Annotated in this window: 16 protein-coding genes and 4 pseudogenes; 10 read left to right on the top strand and 10 right to left on the bottom strand. The window is 72.9% G+C overall.

Features of this window, described 5'->3' with window-relative positions; translation table 11 throughout:
- The first annotated feature begins 253 nt into the window (after window positions 1-253).
- Window positions 254-550 carry a WhiB family transcriptional regulator gene (locus ACN28C_RS03920; protein WP_421496545.1) on the top strand — a complete coding sequence of 99 codons (297 nt, stop codon included), beginning with the start codon at window positions 254-256 and terminating at the stop codon, window positions 548-550.
- Here the strand turns inward: ACN28C_RS03920 and ACN28C_RS03915 are convergent.
- From ACN28C_RS03915 to ACN28C_RS03905, 3 genes are all read right to left on the bottom strand, one after another.
- On the bottom strand, window positions 537-1,718 hold the full coding sequence (locus tag ACN28C_RS03915; RefSeq protein WP_422772228.1) for an ArsA family ATPase: 1,182 nt from the start codon (window positions 1,716-1,718) through the stop codon (window positions 537-539). The genes ACN28C_RS03920 and ACN28C_RS03915 overlap by 14 nt on opposite strands.
- A gap of 108 nt (window positions 1,719-1,826) precedes the next feature.
- Window positions 1,827-2,816: an ArsA-related P-loop ATPase gene (locus ACN28C_RS03910; protein ID WP_422772227.1), complete on the bottom strand. Its 990-nt coding sequence runs from the start codon at window positions 2,814-2,816 to the stop codon at window positions 1,827-1,829.
- Between the two features lie 26 nt (window positions 2,817-2,842).
- The gene (locus tag ACN28C_RS03905; protein ID WP_422772226.1) at window positions 2,843-3,271 is read right to left on the bottom strand and encodes a hypothetical protein; all 429 of its coding nucleotides are present in this window, start codon (window positions 3,269-3,271) and stop codon (window positions 2,843-2,845) included.
- A 699-nt stretch (window positions 3,272-3,970) separates the two neighbouring features.
- Here ACN28C_RS03905 and ACN28C_RS03900 point away from each other — a divergent pair.
- From ACN28C_RS03900 to ACN28C_RS03860, 9 genes and pseudogenes are all read left to right on the top strand, one after another.
- On the top strand, window positions 3,971-4,126 hold the full coding sequence (locus tag ACN28C_RS03900) for a hypothetical protein (protein WP_421496549.1): 156 nt from the start codon (window positions 3,971-3,973) through the stop codon (window positions 4,124-4,126).
- The gene (locus tag ACN28C_RS03895) at window positions 4,123-4,584 is read left to right on the top strand and encodes a RidA family protein (protein ID WP_421496550.1); all 462 of its coding nucleotides are present in this window, start codon (window positions 4,123-4,125) and stop codon (window positions 4,582-4,584) included. The genes ACN28C_RS03900 and ACN28C_RS03895 overlap by 4 nt, the downstream gene beginning before the upstream one ends.
- A gap of 73 nt (window positions 4,585-4,657) precedes the next feature.
- Window positions 4,658-5,416, top strand: a pseudogene (locus ACN28C_RS03890) (MBL fold metallo-hydrolase); the annotation flags it as partial.
- A gap of 134 nt (window positions 5,417-5,550) precedes the next feature.
- Window positions 5,551-7,122, top strand: a pseudogene (locus tag ACN28C_RS03885) (adenylate/guanylate cyclase domain-containing protein); the annotation flags it as partial.
- Window positions 7,123-7,476: 354 nt separating this feature from the next.
- Window positions 7,477-9,480: pseudogene (locus ACN28C_RS03880) on the top strand (adenylate/guanylate cyclase domain-containing protein); the annotation flags it as partial.
- A 304-nt stretch (window positions 9,481-9,784) separates the two neighbouring features.
- Complete coding sequence (locus ACN28C_RS03875; RefSeq protein WP_422772225.1) at window positions 9,785-10,225, top strand: hypothetical protein; 441 nt, start codon at window positions 9,785-9,787, stop codon at window positions 10,223-10,225.
- A gap of 31 nt (window positions 10,226-10,256) precedes the next feature.
- A pseudogene (locus tag ACN28C_RS03870) lies at window positions 10,257-11,177 on the top strand (serine/threonine-protein kinase); the annotation flags it as partial.
- A gap of 1,108 nt (window positions 11,178-12,285) precedes the next feature.
- Window positions 12,286-13,227: a transporter substrate-binding domain-containing protein gene (locus tag ACN28C_RS03865; RefSeq protein WP_422772224.1), complete on the top strand. Its 942-nt coding sequence runs from the start codon at window positions 12,286-12,288 to the stop codon at window positions 13,225-13,227.
- Window positions 13,228-13,265: 38 nt separating this feature from the next.
- The gene (locus tag ACN28C_RS03860) at window positions 13,266-14,396 is read left to right on the top strand and encodes a hypothetical protein (RefSeq protein WP_422772223.1); all 1,131 of its coding nucleotides are present in this window, start codon (window positions 13,266-13,268) and stop codon (window positions 14,394-14,396) included.
- Between the two features lie 35 nt (window positions 14,397-14,431).
- On the opposite strand, the gene ACN28C_RS03855 is transcribed toward ACN28C_RS03860, so the two are convergent.
- The 7 genes from ACN28C_RS03855 to ACN28C_RS03825 all read right to left on the bottom strand — a co-directional run bounded on the left by ACN28C_RS03855 (window position 14,432) and on the right by ACN28C_RS03825 (window position 23,770).
- Window positions 14,432-15,712 carry an acyl-CoA dehydrogenase family protein gene (locus ACN28C_RS03855; protein ID WP_422772222.1) on the bottom strand — a complete coding sequence of 427 codons (1,281 nt, stop codon included), beginning with the start codon at window positions 15,710-15,712 and terminating at the stop codon, window positions 14,432-14,434.
- A 61-nt stretch (window positions 15,713-15,773) separates the two neighbouring features.
- On the bottom strand, window positions 15,774-17,915 hold the full coding sequence (locus ACN28C_RS03850; protein WP_422772221.1) for an acetyl/propionyl/methylcrotonyl-CoA carboxylase subunit alpha: 2,142 nt from the start codon (window positions 17,913-17,915) through the stop codon (window positions 15,774-15,776).
- Between the two features lie 100 nt (window positions 17,916-18,015).
- Window positions 18,016-19,554, bottom strand: a complete 1,539-nt coding sequence (locus ACN28C_RS03845; protein WP_422774511.1) for an acyl-CoA carboxylase subunit beta — start codon at window positions 19,552-19,554, stop codon at window positions 18,016-18,018.
- Between the two features lie 59 nt (window positions 19,555-19,613).
- Window positions 19,614-21,290, bottom strand: coding sequence for an acyclic terpene utilization AtuA family protein (locus tag ACN28C_RS03840; RefSeq protein WP_422774510.1), 1,677 nt, complete (start codon window positions 21,288-21,290; stop codon window positions 19,614-19,616).
- Window positions 21,291-21,367: 77 nt separating this feature from the next.
- Window positions 21,368-22,174 carry a TIGR03084 family metal-binding protein gene (locus ACN28C_RS03835; protein ID WP_422772220.1) on the bottom strand — a complete coding sequence of 269 codons (807 nt, stop codon included), beginning with the start codon at window positions 22,172-22,174 and terminating at the stop codon, window positions 21,368-21,370.
- Between the two features lie 87 nt (window positions 22,175-22,261).
- Window positions 22,262-22,915, bottom strand: a complete 654-nt coding sequence (locus tag ACN28C_RS03830; protein ID WP_422772219.1) for a TetR/AcrR family transcriptional regulator — start codon at window positions 22,913-22,915, stop codon at window positions 22,262-22,264.
- A gap of 177 nt (window positions 22,916-23,092) precedes the next feature.
- On the bottom strand, window positions 23,093-23,770 hold the full coding sequence (locus ACN28C_RS03825) for a Crp/Fnr family transcriptional regulator (protein ID WP_192766500.1): 678 nt from the start codon (window positions 23,768-23,770) through the stop codon (window positions 23,093-23,095).
- Window positions 23,771-23,913: the final 143 nt, after the last annotated feature.

Genomic DNA, 23,913 nt, shown 5'->3' with positions numbered 1-23,913 from the left:
CTCCGCAGCGTTTTCGCGGATCGTCGCCGGGTAGTCAGGGCCGGATTGCCGGATGAAGGGCCCAAAAATGTCCGGGTTGACGGATTTGGCTGACAACGTTGCGTAATCAGTTGACTACAGAGCATGATGGTCGAGCGAGAGAATCGCATGTCGTCCGTGATGCCCGGGGGAGGGCGGCACGGGTGACCCGGGGGGTTATCGCCGGCTGACCGGCTCTGGTCGGTAGCGGGACTGCAAGGGGGGACAGACACAGATGGGCATGATCACAGATTGGCCCACGTTGGCGGCGTGTCAGAACGGTGATCCTGACGCGCTGTTCGTACAGGGCGCCGAACAGAACGTGGCGAAGCGGATCTGCCGCAGCTGCCCGGTGCGGTACGAGTGCCTTGCCGACGCGCTCGACAACCGCATCGAGTTCGGCGTCTGGGGCGGCATGACCGAGCGGGAACGCCGCGCCCTGCTGCGCCGGCACCCGCAGGTGGCGAGCTGGCGCAAGACGTTCGAGGCGGCTCTGAAGAACAAGGACAAGGTCCTCGTCAACGCCGGCTGATCGCGGCACCGATCGTGCGCAGCCCGTCGACGTCGTGCACGTCGGCGGGCTGAGCCGTCACCGCCACCGTCGGCACCGCCGGGAAGGCATCGGTGAAGACCCGGGCGACCCGGCGTTCCCGCGCCGCCTGCTGGACCAGGGCGGCGTGGGCCAGCAGCGTCTCCACGGTCGCCTGGTGCCCGCCCAACTCCGCCAGCCGCTCGGCCGCCGCCAGGCTCTCGGCGGCGGTGGGGCGCTCCACCGTGGGCTCGTGCACCCGGTTCAGCACCAGACCGGCCAGCGGCATCCGCTCCTCGCTCAGCCGGCCCGCGAAGTACGCCGCCTCGCGGACCGCGTCCGGCTCCGGCACCGCGACCAGTACAAATGCCGTCTCCCGTGCCTGCAGCACCCGGTACGTCTGCTCGGCGCGCTGCCGGAAGCCCCCGAACATCGAGTCGAGCGCCGCCACGAATCCGGACAGGTCAGTGAGCAGTTGCGCGCCGAGCACCTTCTGCACCACCCGCGAGAACATCCCAAACGAGGCGGTGACCAGGCTGAACATGCTCCGTCCGCCACTGCGTGCCGGCGCCAGCAGCAGCCGCAGCATCCGTCCGTCCAGGAACCGGGAGAGCCGGGCCGGCGCGTCCAGGAAGTCCAGCGCGGAGCGGGACGGCGGAGTGTCGACCACGATCAGGTCCCACTCGCCCCGGGCGTGCAGCTGGCCCAGCTTCTCCATCGCCATGTATTCCTGCGTGCCGGCGAAGGTGGAGCTCATCGCCTGGTAAAACGGGTTGGCGAAGATCTCCGCAGCCTTCGCCGGATCGGTGTGCGCCAGCACCACGTCGTCGAAGGTGCGCTTCATGTCCAGCATCATTGCGTGCAGCTCACCGCCGCTGGCTTCGACGTCGATTCCCTTGACCTGCCGTGGAGTGTTGTCCAGCTCGGTCAGCCCGAGCGACTGGGCGAGCCGGCGGGCCGGGTCGATGGTCAGCACCACCGTACGCCGGCCGTGCCGCTCCGCGGCCCGGAGCGCCAGCGCGGCGGCGGTGGTGGTCTTGCCCACCCCGCCCGAGCCGCAGCAGACCACGATCCGCACGCCAGGGTCGGCGAGGATCTGGTCGATGTCCAGCTGCGGCGCTGGATGATCGGGACGCACCAACCGAGCGTATCGGGACAGTGCCCCGACCATGGCGTGGTGCCGCCCACGTCCGCCCCTCCGGGGCGTAAGGAAGGGCCCCCTGTTATCGCATTCTGTTGTAGAAGGGCCCCTTCCCAACCTCTCCGAGCGCCTGACGCCTCAGTCGGCTGCCAGCAGTGCGTCGGCGATCAGATCCAGGCCGGCCCGGTCCACCCCTTCGGTCAGCAGCGGCAACTCGACCAGAGGCAGCCCGAGTTCGAGCAGGTCGGCGCGGAGCGACTCCTCGAGATCCCGGCGGACGAGCTGGTCCTGGGCCTCGGTGTGCAGCCCGGCCACGGTCGTCCGGTCCGTCGGCAGCCCGGCGGCGGCCAGCCCGCGCCGAAGCTCGGCCTGGGTGACCCTGCCGGCCAGCAGCGGTGGGCGGGTGGCGTTGAGGATGAGCCGGCCGACCGGGATCCGCAGCGCGTTGAGGTCGGCGATCGCGTCGATCGTCTCCTGGACCGGCATCTCCTCCAGCAGCGTGACCACGTGTACGGCGGTCATCGGGGAGCGGAGCAGCGCCGCCACCCCCTCGCTCTGGGTCTTGATCGGGCCGACCTTGGCCAGCCGCGCGGTCTCGGCGGTGACGTTCAGAAACCGGCCGATCCGGCCGGTCGGCGGGGCGTCCAGCACCACCGCGTCGTACACCCGGCGCCGGTCGACGGTACGGGTGGTGGCCTCCTTGACCTTTCCGGTCAGCAGCACGTCGCGTAGCCCCGGTGCGATCGTGGTGGCAAAGTCGATGGCACCGAGCTTGCGCAGGGCCCGACCGGCGGCGCCGAGCTTGTAGAACATATCGAGGTATTCGAGGAGCGCCTCCTCGGAGTCGACGGCCAGGGCGCGTACCTCGCCGCCGCCGCGCGCCGTGGCGATGGACCGTTCCTCGTACGGCAGGGGGTCGGTGCCGAAGAGCTGGGCGATCCCCTGCCGGCTCTCCACCTCGACCAGCAGGGTACGCCGACCACCACCCGCCAGCGCCAGCGCCAGGGCGGCGGCGACCGTGCTCTTGCCGGTCCCACCCTTACCGGTGATCACGTGCAGCCGGGTGGGCCAGCGGGCACTCGCCCGTCCGGTATTCGCCCCGTCGCCTGACTCCTCGCCCGCTCGCACCCTCCGAGCCTAACCAGCCGGGCCGCTCAGATGACGTCGCAGACCCACCACCCGGTCTCCTCCACCACGACGAAGGTCAGCTGTTGGTCCACCATCCGCTCGTCCTCGGTCGTCATGGTCAGCGTGGTCGAGACGAGGACCCGTTCCGGCGTCTGCTCGTCGAGCGTCGGGTTGGCCCACCTGTACCGCACCGTGCCGTACCGTTCGGCAGCCTCCGCCACCTCCCGGACCTTCGCGGAGATCTGCTCGCCGTCCCGGGCGGCGGAGCAGACCAGCCGGGTGGCGCGGTCGGCGTCCCGCTCGGTGTAGACGGCGGTCAGGAAGTCCTGTACGGCGCTGGCCGGATCTGTCGCACCCTGGCCCCGCTCCGCACTGCGGAGTACGAGAAAGCCCGAGATCCCCCCGACGAGGCAGAGCAGCAGCGTCACCCCGAGCACGATCGACGCCACGAGCACGGCGCGCGATCTGCCGCGCGGCTGCCCGGCCGGGACACCGGTCGGCACGCCGGCGCCGGACACAGGTACCTGGCCGGGGGGCGCAGGTACCTGGCCGGGTGCCCACGCATAGCCCAGTGCCGGTGATTGGCCTGGCGGGGGGTGGTGGGCAGGCGGAGGCGGCGCGGGCGTTGCCGCTTCGGCCGGTGTTGATGGTTCGACCGGTGTCGGTGGTTCCGGTGACGCTGCCGGCGGTTCGGTTGGTGCCGGCAGCTCGCTTGGTGCAGGTGGTTCGGTTGGTGCAGGCGGCGCGGTCGGCTGGACCGGGATGGCGGGCGGAGCGGGCTCGGCCGGCTGTCGGGCGGCCTCCGCGGCATCGTCGGAGGGTTGCCTCATGGTCTCCCCAATCCCCGCAGGGGCGCGCTGCGGTGGTCAAGGTGCCGGCCACCGCCCCCTGGGGCGGTGGGCCGGCGTGTCCGTGGGCGCGGCGGTGGCGCCGTACCGGCGACGGTAGGGCGCGGCGCCGTACCGCCGCCGGTAGGGCATCACGGCAGGGCATGCCGAGCCGTCCCGGCGAGGGTATCCCGGCGCGGCCAGCCGGAGCGGTTCCGGCCGGGCGGGGAGACTTCTCGGGCCACCGGTCCGGAGGCGTGCGCGTGGCGGTGCCACCCCAGCCCGTAGGCTGTCGCCGACAAGCCCGAGACGAGGAGACGTCTAGCAATGCAGAAGTGGGAGTACGCCACGGTGCCGCTGCTCGTGCACGCCACCAAGCAGATTCTCGACAACTGGGGCGAGGACGGCTGGGAGCTGGTGACGGTGATCCCCGGCCCGAATCCGGAGCAGCTCGTCGCGTACCTCAAGCGGGCCAAGTCGTGACGGCTGGGCCGCACGCCAAACTCGCGGAGCTGGGCCTCGCGCTGCCCGAGGTGGTGCCGCCGTTGGCCGCCTACGTACCGGCGGTCCAGTCCGGTCGGCAGGTCTACGTCTCGGGCCAGTTGCCGCTGCGTGACGGCAAGCTGCTGGCCACCGGGAAGGTCGGCGCGGGAGTCTCGGCCGAGCAGGCGAAGGACCTGGCCGCGCAGTGCGCTCTCAACGCCCTGGCCGCGATCGACGCGCTGGTGGGCCTGGAGAGCGTCGTCAAGATCGTCAAGCTGACCGGCTTCGTGGCCTCCGCCGAGGGGTTCACCGGCCAGCCCGGCGTGGTGAACGGCGCCTCGGAACTCTTCGGCACCGTTTTCGGCGAGGCGGGCCGGCACGCGCGCAGTGCGGTGGGGGTCGCCGAGCTGCCGCTGGGTGCACCGGTCGAGGTCGAGGTGATCGTCGAGGTGGCCTGAGCCGGCAGGGCCGGTCGAGCGACGACACCGGCAGGTCACGGCGTTGTCGTCCGCGGGTCGTACCATCGCAGCCATGACCGGGCACGTGACCGCGCCGGCGGCGGCGTTGGCCGACCAGCTACCCCGCTGGGCGACGCTGGTTCGTGCCCCCAACCCGGGGCCGATGACCCTGGACGGCACCAACACCTGGGTGCTGGGAGCCCCGGGCACGGGCGAGGTGGTCGTGGTCGACCCGGGCCCGCTCGACGAGGGTCATTTGGCCGCCGTGGCGGCGCTCGGACAGGTCGCCGGGGTGCTGGTCACGCACGGGCATCCCGACCACACCGAGGGGTTGGACCGGTTCCTGGAGGTGACCGGGGCCGAGGCGCTGACGTTCCGCAGCGGGCCGTCGACGGTCGAGTTGGCGGGCCTGCGGATCGGGCTCCTGGTCACGCCGGGGCACACCGCCGACTCCCGCTGCTTCATCATCGACGGCGAGGGTGGCCGGGCCGTCTGCACCGGCGACACGATCCTCGGCCGGGGCACCACCGTCGTCGCCCACCCCGACGGCGACCTCGGCGACTATCTTGCCAGTCTGGAGACGCTGAGCCGGTTCGACGGCGTCGTGGCGCTGCCCGGGCACGGCCCGGCGCTGGCCGACTGCGCTGCCGCGGCCCGGTTCTACCTGGCCCACCGCCACGCCCGGCTCGACCAGGTGCGTGCCGCGTTGGCCCACGGGGCACGCACCGCTGCCGAGGTGGTGGCGGTGGTCTACGCGGATGTCGACCGGTCGCTCTGGCCGGCTGCGGAATGGTCCGTCCGGGCGCAGCTCGCCCACCTCGGTCGGGAGAACCAGGAAGCTCCCGGTCGGGAGAACCGGAGATCTCCCGGTCGGGAGAACCGGAGATCTCCGGACGGGGGAGACCGAAAACCTCCCGATCGGGGGGACCGGGAATCCGGCCCGGGGGCCGGTGGGTTGGACAGTCCGTGACCTGCCCGGTGTGTGGAACCGTCGCCGTACCCGGTGCGCGGTTCTGCCACAACTGCGGAGCCGCGCTCCCGGCCGCCGCGACCCTTCCAGAGGCGGAGCGCCGCGTCGTAACGGTGCTCTTCGGTGATTTGTCTGACTTTACCTCCTGGTCAGAGGACCTCGACCCAGAGCGGGTCAGCGCGGTCACCGACCGGGTCCTCGCCGCGCTTGCCGGCGCTGTCAAGACCTTCGGCGGCCACGTCGACAAGCTGACAGGCGACGGGATCATGGCCGTCTTCGGCGCACCCGTCGCGCACGAGGACGACGCCGAGCGGGCGGTCCGGGCGGCGCTGTCGATGCAGCGCGCAGTGCGCCGGGTGCTCGACGACGAGCAGGGCGGGGGCGCGCCGCTCGGTCTGCGGGTCGGGCTGAACACCGGCGACGTGGTCGCCGGCATCCAGGCTTCCATCGAGTACACCGTCATCGGCGACACCGTGAACACCGCCGCCCGGCTGGCCGACGCCGCCGCGATCGGCGCGGTCTACGCCGGCGCCCGGACGGCGGCCGCCACCCGGCGGGTCGCCTCCTGGCGGCAGCTCCGGCCGCTGCGGCTGAAGGGCAAGCGCGAACCGGTCGAGGCGTACGAGCTGCTGGGTCTGCTGGACGCCCCCGGCACCCGCTCCGGGCTCGGCGACGAGGCGCCCTTCGTCGGCCGGGAGACCGAGATCGGGCGGGTTGCCGGCCGGCTGGCCGAGGTCGTCGACCAGGGGCAGCCCCGGGTGCTCCTGATGACCGCCGAGGCGGGGATCGGCAAGTCCCGGTTCGCCGCCGAGGTGGAGCGGCTGGCCGCCGGTTACGACGTGGGCGCCGGCCGGTATGCGACGCACACCGGCGCCCGGGTGCTCTCGGTGAAGTGCGCCGCCTTCGGTGAACGCCGCCGGTTGGCTCCGCTCGCCGACCTGGTCCGGGCCGCGGTCGGCCTGCCGGACGGGCCGGCGACCGCAGTCACCCGCTCGGTGGTGGAGGAGCGGTTGCGTCGCCTCGGGCAGCGACTCTCCCGGCACCGGCCGGACCCGCCACCGGTCGCGGTCGACCTGCTCCTCGCCCTGCTGGGCTACGCCGAGCTGCCGCCCGCGCTCGGCACCGTGCCGGCGGGACCGGCCGAGTGGTCGGCCGGCGAACCCACCCCGGCCGCCGATGCGATCCCGGGCGCCGTAGCCGAACTGCTCAGCGCGCTCGCCGCCGAGACGCCGCTGGCGGTCATCGTCGACGACCTGCACGACGCCACTCCGGAGACCACGGACGCGCTCGGGGTTACGCTGTCCCGGCTGACCGGGCCGGTGCTGGTACTCCTGCTCGGCCGTCCCGAACTGGTCCGCGCCGCCGGTGCGTTGACCCGGGTCGCGGACGCCGAGGTGCACGCCCTGCCGCCGCTGCGGGGTGCGGACGCCGCCCGGCTGCTCACCGCGTACCTCGGGGGAGGTCGACTGCCGCAGGCCGACGTCGACCGGCTGCTCGCCACCGCCCAGGGCAATCCGTTCTATCTTGCCGAGCTGGTCACCCTCCTGATGGAGCGTGGCGCGCTCACCACGGTGCGGGACAGGGCGCCGCTGCGCCGCGCGACCGGCGCCTGGACATCCGCGACCGGTGCCGGGACGGCCGCGACCGGTGCCGCTGCCGGGGCGGCTGCCGCCGGGCGGGGCCGAGGGAGCGCCGGCGGCACCGGGGCGGGTGCCCCGAGCGGGATCGCGAACCACGCCTCCGCCTCTGCCGGCTCCGCTGGTGCCTCTGCCGGCCCTGCCGCTGTGCCTGCCGGCCCTGCGGGGGTTCCTCCCGGTGCTGCGGGGGTTTCTGCTGGCACCGTCGCCGCACCGGGCGGCTCCGCAACGGTCGTGACAGGTCCCGTCGGTGTGCCCGCCGTCGTGCCGGGGGCCGGTGCCACCTGGCGGCTGGTTCCCGGCTCGCTGGGCAGCCGGCTGCTCTCCCGCGACCTCGCCGCCGTGCTCGCGGCCCGGATCGACGCGCTGCCGGCCGACGCCCGGGCTGCGCTGCGAGACGCCGCCGTGGTCGGCGACACCGTGCCGGCGGGTGCACTGGAGGCGTTGCGCGAACGGCGGGCCGGCCGCGAGGGGCGGCCCACCGCCGTCCTCGCCGTCGAGCTGCAACGGGCGGTCGAGGAACTGCTCCAGCGACGGATGCTGCACCGCAACCGGAACGGCTACATCTTTGCCACACCGCTGATGCGGGAGGCCGTCTACGCCGGTATCGGCAAGGCCGATCTCGCCGACCGGCATGCGGCGCTCGTCGAGTGGGCAGCGCTGCCGAGCGGCGGCGCCGGGTCCGGCGAGGCGGTCCGGGCAGGCGCCGGGGGAAGCGGGCTGCCTGCCGCCGAGCGCGACGCCTTCATCGCCGACCATGCCGAACGCGCCAGTGTGCTGGCCGATGCGGTCAACCTGCGCCCCGACACGACGGCCCGGAACGTGGCGCCGCTCGGGATGGCGGCGCTGAGCCGCTCCGCCCGCCGGGCGCTCGCCGCCGGGGAGCCGGCACTGGCCGTCGAGTACGCCGAGCGGGCCGCCCGGCTCGCCGGTGAGTCGGTGCCCGGTGGCGACCGCCTGGTGCACGCCCGCGCCCTGCTCCAGGTGGGGCGGGTCGCCGACGCGCTCGCCTTCGCCGAAAAGATCGGGGCGAACGCCGGTGACGATCTCGCGGTGCGGGCGGGTGCGCTGCTCGTCGTCGGCCAGGCACACCTGGCCCAGGGCGATCAGGTGCGGGCGGTGAACTCCTGGCAGGAGGCGTTGCAGGTGGCCACCCGGGCGAATCTGCCGGGGCCACGGGCGTCGGCGATGCGACGGCTCGGGATGGCGGATTTCGTCAGCGGCCGGCTGAGCCAGGCGAGCAGCCGGTTCGCCGGGGCGTACCAGGTCAACCTGGAGGCCGACGACCGCCGGGGACAGGCATGGTCGTTGCAGCACCTGGCGTGGGTGACCACCACCCGGGGAGACTTCGCCGGCACCGATGCCGTGCTCGGCCGAGCGGCCCGGCTGTTCGCCCAGATCGAGGACCCGGTGGGCCGGGCCTGGCTGCGTGGGACCACGGCCTTCGCCAGGTTGCTTGCCGGACGGCTCCGTGAGGCGCGCCGGCTGGCCCGGGTCTTCCTGCCCTTCGGTGAACGGGTCGGTGAGGCATGGGCGGTGGGTACGCTGCGCGCCGTGGAGGCGTTCGCCGCCGCGGAGCTGGGCGAGCTGGCCGAGGCGGACCGCGAGGCGCGGCGGGCGTACCGGGACTTCGCCGCCGCCGCGGACGACTGGGGCCGGGGCTTCGCCCTCGTCGTACGGGGTGCCGTGGCGCGCGGGGTGGGCGAGCCCGAGCACGCCACCGACCTGCTGACCGACGCGCTCGCGTACGGCCGGCGTACGTCGCATCCGCTGCTGACCGGCCTGGCCGGCACGTTGCGCGGGTTCGTGGCGCTCGACCGGGGCGACGTCTGCGCGGCGGAGCGGGATGCCGAGGCGGTGCTGGCGGTGGTGGAGCCGCACAATCCGCTCGCGCCGACCCAGCTCGGTCCCCGGATGCTGCTCGCCGCGAGTCGGCTGGCCGACGGCGACGCGTCGACCGCGGTGCGCCTGCTCGAACCGATCGCGGCGGCCGGCGCGGTCCCCTCGGTGCTCTTCTCCCGGCGTCAGGCCCTGGCCCGGTACGCCGCCGCGCTGCTCGCCGACGGGCAGACGGCGAAGGCGTTGGACTGGGCACGGCAGGCGGTCGAGGCTCCGGGGGAGGACATCCGCAGCCGGGTGATCGCCGCCCGGGTGCTGGCCGAGGCGCTGGCCGGGACGGGGCGGCCGGCGGAGGCGGCCCGGGTCGCCGAGGAGGCGGTCCGGTTGGCGTACTCGACGCAGCAGACCAGCGAGCGGGCCGCGGCGGAGGCGCTGCGCGACCGGTTGGCCGGCGGGACGGCGGGTCCCACCCCGGACGGCCCGGTGGTCATCCGGCAGCGGATCGCCGCCGACCCCGCGCCGCCGACCCCCGTGAGCTATTCCGGCCAGGGCGGGGCGGCGAATTCCGCCCGCCAGGGCGGGGTCGAGAATCCCGCCGGCCGGGACGAGGTCGGCAACCATGCCGGCCGGGAGGGAGCCGGCTCCGCCGACGGGTTCGATTCCATCGATTTTCGGGATGCCGCGCGCCCCGGGCAGCCGTTAGCCTAGATTCGTCGGCGTCCATGGCGGACCGGCGCCGGCACGGAGGTCGCGGATGCTTCCCCGCTCGGCCGCAGGCTGGACGATCGCCGTCTTCGGAGTGCTCGCACTCCTGCTCGGCATCGTCGGCCTGGCCCGACCGGAATGGCTGCTCGCCCTACTCGGCTTCGAGGTGCTCCAACCGGCCGATCGGGCTGACGGCGACCACACCCGCACCTTCGTCGCCGCCTCGTCGGTCGCCTCCGTGAACGTCGGCGTCTACTACCTGCTGGCGGCGCGGATGGATTGGCGGCCGTTCTTCGGGTTCACCGTGCCGCTGCGGCTGCTCACCTTCGTCGTCTTCAGCATCCTGGTGCTGACCGGGACCGCGCCGGCAGGCTTCTTCGGAGTGGCCGTCTGGGAGGGCCTGGGTGCGGTTGCCACTGCGGCCGCCCTTTGGTATGACCGGCGTCGAAATCGCAACCAGCCGGTAACGGCCAGCGGTGCGGGGGACTGAAACGACTCACGTTGCCGGTATTTTCGAGTCTGTGACCGACACCCCGCCAGGCGCACTGCCGCTGCCCGTCGTGCCCGGCCTGACGGATTTGCAGGTGTTCGCCCGTGGTGGCTACGCCACCGTGTACCGGGCCACCCAGCAGTCCGTGGGGCGCGAGGTGGCGGTGAAGGTCGAGAACCGCACCCTGGAGAGCGAGCGGGACCAGCGCCGGTTTCTCCGCGAGGCCCGTGCGGCCGGCCGGATGTCGTCCCACCCGCATGTGGTCGACCTCTTCGACGCCGGGGTCACCGAGGACCAACACCCCTATCTGATCATGGAACTCTGCGACGGGTCGTACGCGGAAAGGATGCGTACCTCGCCGTTGAGCGCAGCCGAGGCTCGGGACGTCGGGGTGAAGATCGCCGACGCGCTCGCCGACGCGCACCAGCTCGGGGTCCTGCACCGGGACGTCAAGCCGGCCAACATCCTCTACTCGCGGTTCAACGAGCCGGCACTGGCCGACTTCGGACTGGCCGTACTCGCCGAGGCCCGGGACACCGCGATCACCCTGGAGGTGCTGACCCCGGCGTACGCGCCACCGGAGATGTTCCGGCACAGCCCGCCCTCGCCGGCCGTCGACGTGTACGCGCTCTGTGCCACCCTCTACGCCGTGATGCACGGCAAGCCGCCGCGCTGGCAGGTCGACCGGAACCCGGGGCTGCTCACCCTGCTCGAACTCTTCACGGAGCCGATCCCGGAGCTGCCGGGCGTCCCGACCCGGCTGCTCGATCTGCTCCGCTACGGGATGGCCAACGATCCCGCCGACCGGCCCACCGCCGAGCAGTTGCGGGACCTGCTCGCCGCCGTACCGCTGGATCCGCCCGGCGGGTCGAACCCGCCGGGACCGACGGTGTTCGCCGCCGTCCCGGTCTCGGGTGGCTCGGTCTCGGGTGGTTCGGTCTCGGGTGGTTCGGTCTCGGGTGGCTCGGTCTCGGGTGGGCAGACCTCGGGGACTCCGGTTGCCGGCGCCTCCTGGTCGGGGTCCGGAGCGTCGTTCGCCGATCCGTCCGGCAGCGACGCCGCGGCACCGGCCGGTGCCGCAGCGATCTCCGGACCGCCGCCCGCCTACACCGGTACGCCCGCACCCCGGACTCCCACGTCCGGTGGACCGGCCCCAGGCGCACCGGTCTCTGGCGGACCGGTCTCGCCCGTCCCGGTCTCCGGCGTCCCGGTCTCCGCTGCGCCGACCTCGGGCGGTGGTCCGACCTCGGGCGGTGGTCCGACCTCGGGCGGTGGTCCGACCTCGGGCGGTGGTCCACCGAGCGTGTACCTGTCGAGGTCCTACACCCCTCCGCCACCTCGGCCGGACTCCGGCCCTCCGTACGTCGACGGTGAGCCGACCGTTTCCCGCGCGGGGCGCCGCAAACGCCGCTTCTGGATCTTTGGTGGTCTGGGTGCCCTGCTCCTGATCGCCACCGTTGCCGGCGGCCTCTGGTTCGTCACCACCCGCGGAGTGCCGGTGACGCCGCCGAGCGGGCCGGTGGCCGGCCCGACCGTCGACCGACCCACGACGGCGACGGCGACAGGGGCGCTGCCGGGCTGCCAGTTGCCACTGCCCGCCGATGTCCGCTGCCCCGCCGAACTGGAGTGCTTCGGCCCCGTGCGGGTCCGGCGTACCGAGGCAGAGGCCGATCCGGTGGCCTGCACGGGCCGGCACACCTGGGAGTCCTACGCAGAGGGTGATCTGCCCGAGGGGGTGAACGCGGCCGACCACCAGGCGGTGAAGAACGACGCCACCGTCCGTCGGGTCTGCAACGCGACGGTCTTCCGCCGGACCACGACGCTGATCGACACCTCCGCGTGGCGCTTCGAGATCCTTCCACCGGCCCACGACGGGCCCGGTCGCACCTTCCGCTGCCTGGCCGGAAAGGGCGTCGACCGGCTGACCGGCCCGACCCTCACGGACTGAGGCCGGTCCGGGAGGTCCACACCCGATCGCCGGCCGGGCCGGGTCGCGACCGAAGTAGACGCTTCCGACTACGCTCGGCAGCATTATCCCCCATCCAGTCCGAGGTCTGCCGATGATCGAGACATCGCTTCGAGGCCGGGTACGACTGCTCGGCACGACCATGGCGGTCGTGCTCACCCTGCTGCTCGCCGCCGGCGCCGGCTGCGACAGCCAGCGGGGGCCCGAACCGCCCTCGGTGCAGGAGAAGCTCAAGCAGTCCCACATCTACGGCCAGAGCAAGCTGCGGATCGGGGTCGCCGTCTTCGAGCCGCTGATGGGTGTGCTGGACGACAACGGCAAGTACGTCGGGTTCGACATCGACATCGCACGCTACATTGCGTCGTCGCTCGGCTACGCCAGGGACGACCGGATCGACTTCGTCCAGCTCGCCACCGAGGATCGCATTCCCGCCCTGCAGAGCGGGCAGGTCGACATGGTCGTCTCCAGCTTCTCGATCACCGAGGAGCGCCAGAAGCTGGTGAGCTTTGCCGGGCCGTACTTCGTCACCACCCAGGAGGTGATGATTCCGGTCGCCCTGAAGAGCCGGGTCCAGACCATCGAGGATCTGCGGAGTCCCGACGTCCGGGTCTGCGTCGGCGGCGGGTCGACCACCGAGGCCGAGCTGGAGCGGCACCAGGTGAAGGTGCTGGTGGTCAAGAGCGTCAGCGACTGTGTGCAGGGCATCCTCGACGGCAAGTACGACGCGGTCAGCTCCGACGAGACGATCCTGGCCGGGTTCCGCTCCGCCCACCCGGCCGCGTTCGAGATCATCGACATGCCCTTCGGCACCAGCGAACAGCTCGGCATCGGGGTACCGATCAGCGATCCCGCCCTCCGCGACCTGGTCGCCTTCTTCCTGCACAAGAGCTATCAGGAGGGTCGCAGCGGTAAGACGAGCCCGTGGCTGACCGCGTACCACCGGAATCTCGGTCCCTGGCTCGGAGCCGACCGGCAGCAGCCACCGCCGCTGAACGTGCCGGACCTGGTGGACTTCGACGAGAAGGCACCGGTGTGAGTCTCCCCGTACGGGAGCCGACGGGTTCCGGACCGGGCATGGCAGGTGACAAATCCTCGGACGGCCAGCCGGTAGCGGCGGCGCTCGGCTGGCCCTCCGGCACAGACCCGGCCGAGCGGAGATCCCGGGCCAGCCAGTCCTTCTGGACGCTGGTCGTCGGGGTGCCGGCGATCTTCTCGGTCCTCCGGCTGAGCGTGGAGGCCGGTGGCGAGCTGCAGACCACGCTGCTGCTGGTCGCCAACGTCAATCCGGTGAACCTGGCCGCCGCGCTGGTCACCACCGCCGCCCGGTTGGTCTCGGCCGGGCTGGTCGCCATCTTCGCGGTCGGCGCCGTACTGCTGGTCAGCGCGGAGAACGCTCCGACGCACCGGATCGGCCGACGTCCACCGATCTTCGCCCGGTGGCGGGCGATCAGCCCGCCCTGGCTCGTGATCGCCAGCTTCGCCGTCGCGCTCGGCACCTGGCCGATCCTCTACCTGCCGCTGCTGCTGCCCGCGTTCGCGGCCGCGTTCCAGCTCAGCCCGGCCCGGCTGGACGAACGGCGGATCCCCCGGCTGCTGCTCCTCGGTGGGCTGCTGGCCGGCTACGCCGTGCTGATGCTGCCGACCCTGCTCGACGCGTGGGACCAGCGGGAGATCTTCGCCGTACTCGTGATCGCGGCCCCGCCGCTGCTGGCGCTCCTCGTCTCCGGGCCGGTACCGGTGACGGTGGCGCGGCCGCTCGCCATGACGGCCCAGGCGGCGGTGCTGGCGATGCTCTGCTGGGCGGCGCTACCGGTGATCACCACACCGGTGCTGCCGCTGACCGTCACCACGATCCGGGTGGGCGACGACGGCACCGGCGTGGCGGCCGAACCGGAGCCGGCTACCGGCCCGTCCGCCGCACCCGCCACCGCGCCGGAGACGGATGGCATCGAGCGGATCCGTGGGCACGTGATCACGGTCGACGACGTGAGCATGGTGATTCTGCAGGAGCGCGGCGGCGTCCGGTACGTGCCGGCCGGGCAGGTCGAGGCGCAGGTGCTCTGCCCGACCGAGGAGGAACTGCCCCGCTACCGGCTCCGGGTCCAGGGCTTTCACGTCGAGGACTCGCTGCTGGAGGGGATGGGCCGGCGGGTCCGCCCGGTGAACCGCATCAACGCGGAGTGCCGCACGGCCATCACCTCCTGAGCAGACCGGCCCCCGGCAGTCCGGTGGATCCGCTCCTAGTAACTCCTCGGCTGCTGGAGCACCCGCTGCGCGACGAAGTTGAGGATCATCTCGCGGCTGACCGGTGCGATCCGGCCGGCCCGTACCGCGCCGAGCAGGGTGGCCACCCCGTAGTCGGTGGTCATCCCGTTGCCGCCGTGCACCTGGATGGCGGTGTCGACGGCGAGCGCGGCGGCCTCGCCCGAGGCGTACTTCGCCATGTTGGCGGCGACGCCGGCCTCCACGTCCCGGCCGGCGTCGTAGAGGGCGGCCGCCTTGGCGATCATGAGGCGGGCCAGTTCCACCTGGATTGCGGCGTGTGCCAGCGGATGCGCGACTCCCTGGTGGGCGCCGATCGGTCGGCCCCAGACCTGCCGCCCTGCCGTGTAGGTCGAGGCGCGCTCGATGGCGTACCGGCCGGTGCCGGCGCCCATCGCGGCGACCGTGATCCGCTCCGGGTTGAGCCCGGCGAAGAGTGCCGGTAGCCCGGCCCCGAGTCCACCCCGGTCGCCCGGCTCGGCCGTACCGCCGACGAGGGCGTCGGCGGGCAGCCGGACGTCGTCGAAGTAGAGCAGCCACTGGTTCTCCGGAGAGACGACCTCCATCTCCAGCTTCGACCTGGTCAGCCCCGGTGCATCCGTCGGCACGACGAAGAGCGCGGGCCGAAGCCGCCCACCGCCCGGTCCGCCCTGCGGGTCAACGGCCCCGCCCTGCTCGCTGCCCTGCTCACCGCCTTGCTCGCTGCCCTGCTCACCGCCCTGCTCGCTGTCCTGCTCGCTGTCCTCGATCCGGGCGACGACCAGTACGTACGCCGCCTCGTCGACTCCGGAGATGAAACACTTGCGACCGGAGAGCAGCCAGTCGTTGCCGTCACGGCGGGCGACGGTGCCGAGCCGGTGGAAGTTCGAGCCCGCCTCCGGCTCGGTGATCGCGAAGGCGATCTTCAGCGTCCCGTCGGCGAGCCCGGGCAGGAAGGCGCGCCGCTGCGCCTCGGTGCCGTGCCGGCCGATCACCGTGCCGGCGATCGCCGGTGAGACCACCAGCAGCAGCAGCGGGCAGCCGGCCGCCGCCAACTCCTCGCAGACGATGGCCAGCTCGGTGATCCCACCGCCACCGCCGCCGTACTCGGTGGGGATGTTGACCCCGAGGTAACCGAGCCGGCCGGCCTCGTCCCACAGCTCGGTGGTGTGCTCGCCGGCCTTTGCCCTGGCCACGAAGTAGCCGTGGCCGTAGCGCTGGCCGAGCGCCCGCACGGCCTCGCGGAGCTGTCGCTGCTCGGGAGTGAGGTCGAAGTCCATTCGGTCTGCCTTCCGGAGATGGGACCTGGGTGATGCCGCACGTGCGGGCGGCGGGGCGTGACTAACCCTCGGGGTCTGCGGCGCCGGACTGCTGCTCGGGCGTGACCACGGCGAGCACCGCACCGGTCTCCACCTGGGCGCCTGCGGCGACCGGAAGTTCGGTCACCACTCCGGCGGACGGGGCGGTGACCGGATGTTCGAGCTTCATCGCCTCCAGCACGAGCAGCGGATCACCGGCGTCGACCCGCTGCCCGGCCGCCACCAGCAGCCGCCCGACCACGCCCGGCATCGGCGCCAGCAGCGAGCCCTCGGCCAGCGCGGGTGTCGGCTCGGCAAACCGGGGCAGCTCGGTCAGTACGACCGAACCGTCCGAACCATCCACATAGGAAATATCGCCCACCCGGTGTACGGCGAAGGCGAGCCGCACGCCGTCGACGGCCAGGACGGCGCGGGACGGTTCGGCGCCGAGCACCACCACCCCCGACTGCCCGCCCTGCCCGCCCTTCTCGGCCGGCCCGCCCGGCCCGCCCGGCCCGCCCTGCTCGGCCTTCTCGGCCGGCCCGCCCTGCCCGCCCTTCTCGCCCTGTCCGCCCTGCTCGATCGGCCTGGTCGGCATGGTCGGCCCGGCAGCGAGTGGCCGGAACTGCCAGTCGAGCAACTCCCCGGAGCGGTCCAGGCGGTAGGCGACCTCGACCGGACCGGCCGGCGTGGCGTAATTCACCACCTGCGGCCGGCTCGGTACGTTGCGCCAGCCGGAGGGGAGGGTGCCGAGCACCGGCGCGCCGGCCCGGCGGGCGGCGGCCCCGGCCAGCGCGGCGGCCAGGCAGGCCAGCCCGACCCGGTCCGCAGGCATCAGCGGAGCGAAGACCTCCGGATGCCGCCCGAGGAAGCCGGTGTCGATCTCGCCGGCCCGGAACTCCGCCGAGCGCAGCACCCGGACCAGCAGGTCCCGGTTGGTCGTCACGCCGTGCAACTCCGCCCGGCGCAGCGCGGTGGCCAGCGCCCGGGCCGCCTCGTCCCGGGTCGGCGCCCAGGCGATCAGCTTGGCGACCATCGAGTCGTAGTGCATGCCGACGACGGAGCCGTCCCACACGCCGGTGTCGATCCGCAGCCCGGCGTCGCGCCGCGGATCGGGACGGAACTCGACGGTCACCCCCGGCACGGCGAACCGGTGCCACGTGCCGGCGGCCGGTAGCCAGTCGGCGGCGGGATCCTCGGCGCAGAGGCGTACCTCGATCGCGTGTCCGGTGACCGGTGGTGCGGCCGGCGGCAGCGCACCGCCCTCGGCCACCAGCAGTTGCAGCCGGACCAGGTCGGTGCCGGTGACGCACTCGGTGACCGCGTGTTCGACCTGGAGCCGGGTGTTCATCTCCAGGAAGTGGAACTCGCCGGCCGGGGTGAGCAGGAACTCCACCGTGCCCATCCCCAGATAGCCGACGGCGCGGGCGGCGGCGACCGCCGCCTCCGCCAGGGCGGTACGCAACTGCGGCGTGACCGCCACCGAGGGCGCCTCTTCGACGATCTTCTGGTGCCGGCGCTGGATCGAGCACTCGCGCTCCCCCAAGGAGAGCACCGTGCCGTGCGCGTCGGCGACGATCTGCACCTCGACGTGGCGGGCCCGCTCGACGTACGGCTCGACGAAGACCGTGCCGTCGCCGAACGCGGCGGCGGCCTCCCGCCGGGCCGAGTCGATCGCCCCGGCCAGCTCGCCGGGGTCCCGGACGATCCGCATCCCGCGCCCGCCCCCACCGGCCGCCGCCTTGACCAGTACCGGAAACGCGGCCACCTGCTCGGCGGCGGAGTACGTCGGCAGCATCGGCACGCCCGCGTCGGCGAGCAGCGCCTTCGCCTCGGTCTTGTCGCCCATCGCCGCGATCGCCTTGGCCGGCGGGCCGACCCAGGTCAGACCGGCGTCCCCGACCGCGGCGGCGAAGCCGGCGTGCTCGGCGAGGAAACCGTAACCGGGGTGTACCGCGTCGGCGCCGGTCCGCTCGGCCGCCGCGACCAGCAGATCCACCCGCAGGTACGTGTCGACCGGCGCGGCGCCGGGCAGCCGTACCGCGTAGTCGGCCTCGGCCACGTGCGGCGCGTCGGCGTCCGGGTCGGAATACACGGCGACCGTCTCGATGCCGAGCGACCGGCAGGTGGCGAAGATCCGTCGGGCGATCTCGCCCCGGTTCGCCACCAGCAGTCTGCGGATCATCCGCCACTCCTCCTGTCGATGTCGGGCTCGGACCGGGTGGTGTGATGGGAGGGGCCCCCTGTACAACAGAATGCGATAAGCGGGGGCCCTTCCTTACAGCTCAGTGGCGGAAGACGCCGAAGGTGTGGGCGCCGGCCACCGGTCCGCTGTGGATCGCGGAGAGGCAGAGGCCGAGGACCGTACGGGTGTCCCGGGGGTCGATGATCCCGTCGTCGTAGAGCCGGCCGGAAAGGTACAGCGCGGCCGACTCCGCCTCGACCTGTCGCTCCACCATGGCCCGCATCGCCGCGTCGGAGTCCTCGTCGTACGGTCGCCCCCGCGCCTGCGCGGCCTGCCGGGCCACGATCGAGAGCACCCCGGCGAGCTGTGCCGGCCCCATCACCGCCGACCTGGCGTTCGGCCAGGTGAAGAGGAAGCGCGGCTCGTACGCCCGGCCGCACATGCCGTAGTTGCCCGCCCCGTACGACGCGCCGAGGTTGACGGTCAGGTGCGGCACGGTCGAGTTCGACACCGCGTTGATCATCAGCGCGCCGTGCTTGATGATGCCGCCCTGCTCGTACTCGGTGCCGACCATGTAGCCGGTGGTGTTCTGCAGGAACAGCAGCGGGGTGTCGGCGGCGTTGGCGAGCTGGATGAACTGGGCAGCCTTCTGCGCCTCGGCGGAGAAGAGGACTCCCTGCACGTTCGCCAGGATGCCGACCGGATAGCCGTGCAGCTCTCCCCAACCGGTTGCCAGGTTGCGCCCGTAGGCCGGTTTGAACTCGTCGAACTCGGAGCCGTCGAGGATCCGGGCCAGCACCTCACGCGGGTCGAACGGCACCCGCAGGTCACCGCTGGCGATCCCGAGCAACTCCTCCGGGTCGTACTTCGGCGGCTCGGGCAGCGCGCGGCGGGGCGGCGGGCCGTGCTTGCGCCAGTTGAGCCGGCGTACGCACTGCCGGGCCAGCCGCAGCCCGTCCCGCTCGTCGGCGGCGACGAAGTCGGCGAGCCCGGAGGTGCTGGCGTGCATGGTGGCGCCGCCCAGCGTCTCGTCGTCGGCGTCCTCGCCGGTAGCCATCTTGACCAGCGGCGGCCCGGCCAGGAAGACCTTCGCCCGGTCGCGCACCATGATGGTGTGGTCGGACATCCCCGGCACGTAGGCGCCACCGGCCGTGGCGGTGCCGAAGACCACCGAGATGGTGGGGATCCGGGCGGCGGAGAGCCGGGTCAGGTCCCGGAACACCTCTCCGCCGGGGATGAAGATCTCGGCCTGGCTGGGCAGGTCGGCCCCGCCGGACTCGACCAGGTTCACCAGCGGCAGCCGGTTCGCGTACGCGATCTCGCCGGCCCGCCGGGTCTTCCGCAGCGTGTACGGGTTGATCGCGCCACCGCGTACCGTGGGGTCGTTGGCGACGACCACGCACTCGACACCCTCGACCACCCCGATCCCGGTGACCACGCTGGCGCCGGTCGGGAAGTCGGTGCCCCAGGCGGCGACGGGGGAGAGTTCCAGGAACGGTGCGTCCCGGTCGAGCAGCAGCTCGATCCTCTCCCGGGCCAGGAGTTTGCCCCGGTCGTGGTGTCGGGTCACGTACTTCTCCCCGCCACCGGCCCGGGCGGCGTCCAGCGCGGTTTCCAGCTCCGCCAGCCGCTCCAGCATCGCGGCCCGGTTTTGCCGGTACGCCGCAGCCGCCGAGTCGACGGCCGTCCGCAACACGCTCACGCTTCGTTCCTCTCACCGTCGGCGCCGGCAGGTGAATCGAGCAGTGCGGCCGGCAGCTCGACGATGCGGGCCCGCAGGAGTTCGCCGAGCGCCTTGGCCTGCGGGTCGAACCGGGTCGAGCCGGCAGCTCCGGCGCCGAGCAGGCCGCGGATCACGAAGTTGACCGCCCGCAGGTTCGGCAGCTCGTAGCGGCGCATGGCGAGTCCGGCCGTCTCGGGCAGCAGGATGCGCAGCCGTTCGACGGTCAGCCAGCCGAGCAGCCAGCGGTATCCGGCGGCCGAGCGGGCCCAGACGCCGAGGTTGGCGTCGCCGCCCTTGTCGCCGGAGCGGGCGCCGACCACCGCCCCGAGCGCTGCCCGCCGGCTCGGTCCGGCCCCACCCGGCTCGCTGCCGGTCGGCTGACTGCCGGTCGGCTCGCTTTCGAGCTGGTCGGTGCCGGGTTGCTCGTCGTGCCGGGCGGTGACCGTCGGAGCCGCGATGTCGCGCCGCTCACCGGAGGGGAGCACGGCGACGTGGCGTACCTCGTCCTGGCCGACCTCCTCGGCGGCAAAGACACCGAAGGGGCTGGCGTCGCCGGGCGGGGTGGTCAGGGTGCAGCCGGGATAGGAGGCCAGGACCAGTTCCACGGCGGCGGCCGAGAAGGCCCGCCCGGCCCGCTTCGGGTCACCGTCGGTCAGGTGTACGTGCAGCAGCGCGCTTGCCGTCTCGGTGTCAGCGGCGTCGGCGTGGTCGGTACGGGCGAGGGCGAACTCCAACCCTTCGGCCCCGATCGCGTCGGTGAGCTGGGCCCGAACCAGTGCCGCCTTCGCCTCGATCGCAAGTCCACAGAGGACAAATGTCATGGAGTTGCGGAAGCCGCCCAGCCGGGTCACCCCGACCTTGAGGGTGGGTGGCGGTGGCGTGCCACGGACCCCGGTGACCCGTACCCGGTCCGGCCCGGCGTCGGCCAGGGTGACCGTGTCGAGCCGGCTCACCACGTCCGGGCCGAGGTAGTCCGGGCCGGCGATCTCGTACAGCAGTTGGGCGGTGACCGTCTCCCGGGTGACCGCGCCGCCGGTGCCCGGATGCTTGGTGAGTACCACCGAGCCGTCCCGGTGTAGCTCGGCGAGGGGGAAGCCGGGGTGGCGGCCGCCGTCCGGCAGTTCGGTGAAGAAGCTGAAGTTGCCGCCGGTGACCTGGGCGCCGCACTCCAGCAGATGGCCGGCGACGGTCGCCCCGGCGAGCGAATCGAGGTCGGTGCGGGTCCAGCCGAAGTGGGCGATCCCCGGGCCGACCGTGAGCGAGGCGTCGGTGACCCGGCCGGTCACCACGATCTGCGCCCCGGCCTCCAGACAGGCGGCGATACCGAACGCCCCGAGGTAGGCGTTGGCGGTGAGGGCGCCGGGGTGATCGAGGGCGTCGCCTTCGACGTATCCGATCCGGGCGGGCAGCCCGAGCCGGTCGGTGATGTCGCGCAGCGCGATCGCCAGCCCCGCCGGGTTGAGTCCGCCGGCGTTGGTCACGATCCGGACGCCGCGCTCCAGCGCGGTGCCGAGGCAGGGTTCGAGCTGGCGGAGGAAGGTGCGGGCGTAGCCGAGCCGCGGGTCGCGCTGCCGGTCGCGGCCGAGGATCAGCATCGTCAGCTCGGCCAGGTAGTCGCCGGTCAGCACGTCGAGGTCGCCGCCGTCGAGCATCTCCCGCCAGGCGCTGGACCGGTCGCCGTAGAACCCGGAGGCGTTGCCGATCCGCAGCACGTCGGGGTCGGCGCCGATCACCGCACCGCCTCGCCCGGCTCGCGGCCGGAGGGTTGCCGGCCGGCGCCGGGCGGGCCCGCGAATGCCTGGGCGATGCCGAGCCATTCCGTGGCGACCGGCCCGACCGAGACCAGGTCCAGGTCGGTGTGGTGACGGCGCTGGGTGACGAGCAGGCAGAAGTCCAGCGCCGACCCGGTGATCCGATCCGCCGCGTCGGGCGGTCCGAACTGCCAGAGGCCGCCGTCGGGACCGGTCAGTTCGACGCGTACGGGCGTGTCCGGGACCGGGCGGCCGTGCGTGGCGAAGGCGTGCCCGATCGTCCGGGCGCCGAGATGGGCGACGTGCCGGAGCCGGGCGGTCGGCGTACGTGTGATGCCGAGCGCGTCCGCGACGTCCTCGCCGTGCGCCCAGGTCTCCATGATCCGGGCGGTGGCCGTGGAGGTGGCCGACATCCGCGTGCCGTACCACGGGATCTTCGCCCCGGGCGGCAGGTCACGCAGCGCCCGGGGCAGGGCCGCCCGGCTCGCCCGCCAGCGTTTCAGCAGCTCCGGTACGGGTGCCAGGAATTCCTTCGCACCCTGGTCGACGAAGTTGTGTGGATCCTCCGTCGCCCGCCGGAGCCACTCGACGAACCCGTCGGGGTCGGTGGCGGCCAGCGTGGTGACGTGGTCGGTCCAGGCCAGGTGCGCGATCTGGTGCGCGACGGTCCAGCCCGGTGCGGGGGTGGGCCGGGCCCAGTCCGTCTCGGGCAGGTCGACGACCATGGACTCCAGGGCGGCCGACTCGGCGTCCAGGTCGGTCAGCAGGTTGTCGAGATCGACCATGCGAAGCTCTCCTTGCCGGTGTCGTCGGTCCGTTGTTCGTGTCGTCGGTCCGTGTTCGTGTCGTCGGTGTCGCCGGTCGGGGGCGGATCAGCGGCGGTCGGCGGTGGTGACCGCCAAGGGGTGGCGGACTCTTCGAGGGGTGGCGACGATCGAGGCGAGCTGGCGTTTCCAGAGGCCGAGCAGGGCGGCGCGGCGGGTCGAGTCGTCGGAGAGCAGGTTGGCCACGCCGAGCCCGCGCAGCAGGTCGAGGGTTGCCTGGATCGCCTCGCGTACCCCCGGCCGCCGCTCGTCGGCGCCGAGCAGGTCGACGGTGAGCCGGTGCATCTCGCGGCCGACAAGGGCCTCCAGCGGCACCAGCGCCTTCCGCAACTCCGGATCGGTCCGCCCGGCGACCCAGAGTTCCAGGGCGGCGACGAAGAGCGGGCCGGTGAAGGCGCTGGCCAGCATGTCGATGACCTGGTCGAGCCGTTCCGGACCGCTTGGCAGGCCGGCCGCCTCGGCGCGGATCTCCGCCGCTCGCCGCTCGGCCAGGTGCTCTACCGCAGCCACCACCAGCGCGGTCTTGGTGGGGTAGTGGTGCAGCTGGGCACCCCGGGACACCCCGGCGCGCGCGGCGACCACCGTGGTCGTGGTGCCCGACCAACCCCGCTCGACCAGGCACTCCACGGTCGCCTCCAGCACCCGGGCCCGGGTGGCCCGGCTGCGCTCCCGCTGCGGCGTACGGCTCGTCCCAGTGGACACGCACACCACCCTGCTCCCCACAAAACAAACAGTCAAGCCTGCTTGTTGCAGCCCCAGATCCAGGCAAGATCGCAGATCTAGGAACGTGAGTGCCGCTATGGCGACGTTCCGGTTCCAGGATCTGAGATCTTGCGGGTTGGAGAGGTTCCGGGGGTGGGGCGGGGTGGAGGTGGGCGGTCAGACGCGGGCGCGGCGGGCCAGGCGCTCCGGGTCGAGAATGATGATGCTCTTGCCGTCGAGGCGGAGCCAGCCGCGCGAGGCGAAGTCGGCGAGTGCCTTGTTGACGGTCTCCCGGGAGGCGCCGACGAGCTGGGCAATCTCCTCCTGGGTCAGGTCGTGGGTGACCCGGAGTACGCCGCCGTCCCGGGTGCCGAACCGGCCCGCCATCTGGAGCAGGTTCTTCGCCACCCGGCCGGGCACGTCGGTGAAGATCAGGTCGGCCAGGTTGTCGTTCGTCCGGCGCAGCCTGCGGGCGAGCACCCGGAGCAACTGCTCGGCGATCTCCGGGCGGTTGTTCAGCCAGGGGCGGAGCGCCTGCTTGCGCAGCCGGGCGAGGCGGGTGTCGATCACGGCGGTGGCCGTGGCCGTGCGCGGGCCGGGGTCGAAGAGGGAGAGCTCGCCGACCATGTCGGAGGGGCCCATCACGGCGATCAGGTTCTGTCGGCCGTCGGCGGCCCGCCGGCCGACCTTGATCTTGCCGCTCAGGACGATATAGAGGCTGTCGCCCGGTTCGCCCTCGTTGAAGACGATTTCACCCTTGCGAACCTCGATCGTCTCCATGTCCTTCGCGAGTGCCTCGGCAGCCTCGGGGTCCACGCCCTGGAAGATCCCGCTCCGAGCCAACACCTCGTCCATCGCGCACCTCCGCCCGCGCGAGCCGTCCGCGGCCGAGTTCCGGCCGGTGTTCCGGCGCGCGTCGCCAAGTCTAGGCGCATGTGAAGAGTAATCGGAGGAGCACCCCTGGAATCTTGATCTGGTATGGGGCAGCGTAATCCCAG

It is taken from the genome of Plantactinospora sp. WMMC1484 (genome assembly GCF_049315195.1).
Lineage (GTDB): Bacteria > Actinomycetota > Actinomycetes > Mycobacteriales > Micromonosporaceae > Plantactinospora.
Note: the sequence above shows the minus strand (reverse complement) of the source record. Positions and strands in the feature narration are given on the sequence as shown.

Coding starts and splice junctions, on each gene's coding strand:
- ACN28C_RS03920 (WP_421496545.1), top strand. CDS start 254: ATGGGCATGATCACAGATTGGCCCACGTTGGCGGCGTGTCAGAACGGT.
- ACN28C_RS03915 (WP_422772228.1), bottom strand. CDS start 1,718: ATGGTCGGGGCACTGTCCCGATACGCTCGGTTGGTGCGTCCCGATCAT.
- ACN28C_RS03900 (WP_421496549.1), top strand. CDS start 3,971: ATGCAGAAGTGGGAGTACGCCACGGTGCCGCTGCTCGTGCACGCCACC.
- ACN28C_RS03875 (WP_422772225.1), top strand. CDS start 9,785: ATGCTTCCCCGCTCGGCCGCAGGCTGGACGATCGCCGTCTTCGGAGTG.
- ACN28C_RS03865 (WP_422772224.1), top strand. CDS start 12,286: ATGATCGAGACATCGCTTCGAGGCCGGGTACGACTGCTCGGCACGACC.
- ACN28C_RS03860 (WP_422772223.1), top strand. CDS start 13,266: ATGGCAGGTGACAAATCCTCGGACGGCCAGCCGGTAGCGGCGGCGCTC.
- ACN28C_RS03855 (WP_422772222.1), bottom strand. CDS start 15,712: ATGGACTTCGACCTCACTCCCGAGCAGCGACAGCTCCGCGAGGCCGTG.
- ACN28C_RS03850 (WP_422772221.1), bottom strand. CDS start 17,915: ATGATCCGCAGACTGCTGGTGGCGAACCGGGGCGAGATCGCCCGACGG.
- ACN28C_RS03845 (WP_422774511.1), bottom strand. CDS start 19,554: ATGCTGGAGCGGCTGGCGGAGCTGGAAACCGCGCTGGACGCCGCCCGG.
- ACN28C_RS03840 (WP_422774510.1), bottom strand. CDS start 21,290: ATGCTCGACGGCGGCGACCTCGACGTGCTGACCGGCGACTACCTGGCC.
- ACN28C_RS03835 (WP_422772220.1), bottom strand. CDS start 22,174: ATGGTCGATCTCGACAACCTGCTGACCGACCTGGACGCCGAGTCGGCC.
- ACN28C_RS03825 (WP_192766500.1), bottom strand. CDS start 23,770: ATGGACGAGGTGTTGGCTCGGAGCGGGATCTTCCAGGGCGTGGACCCC.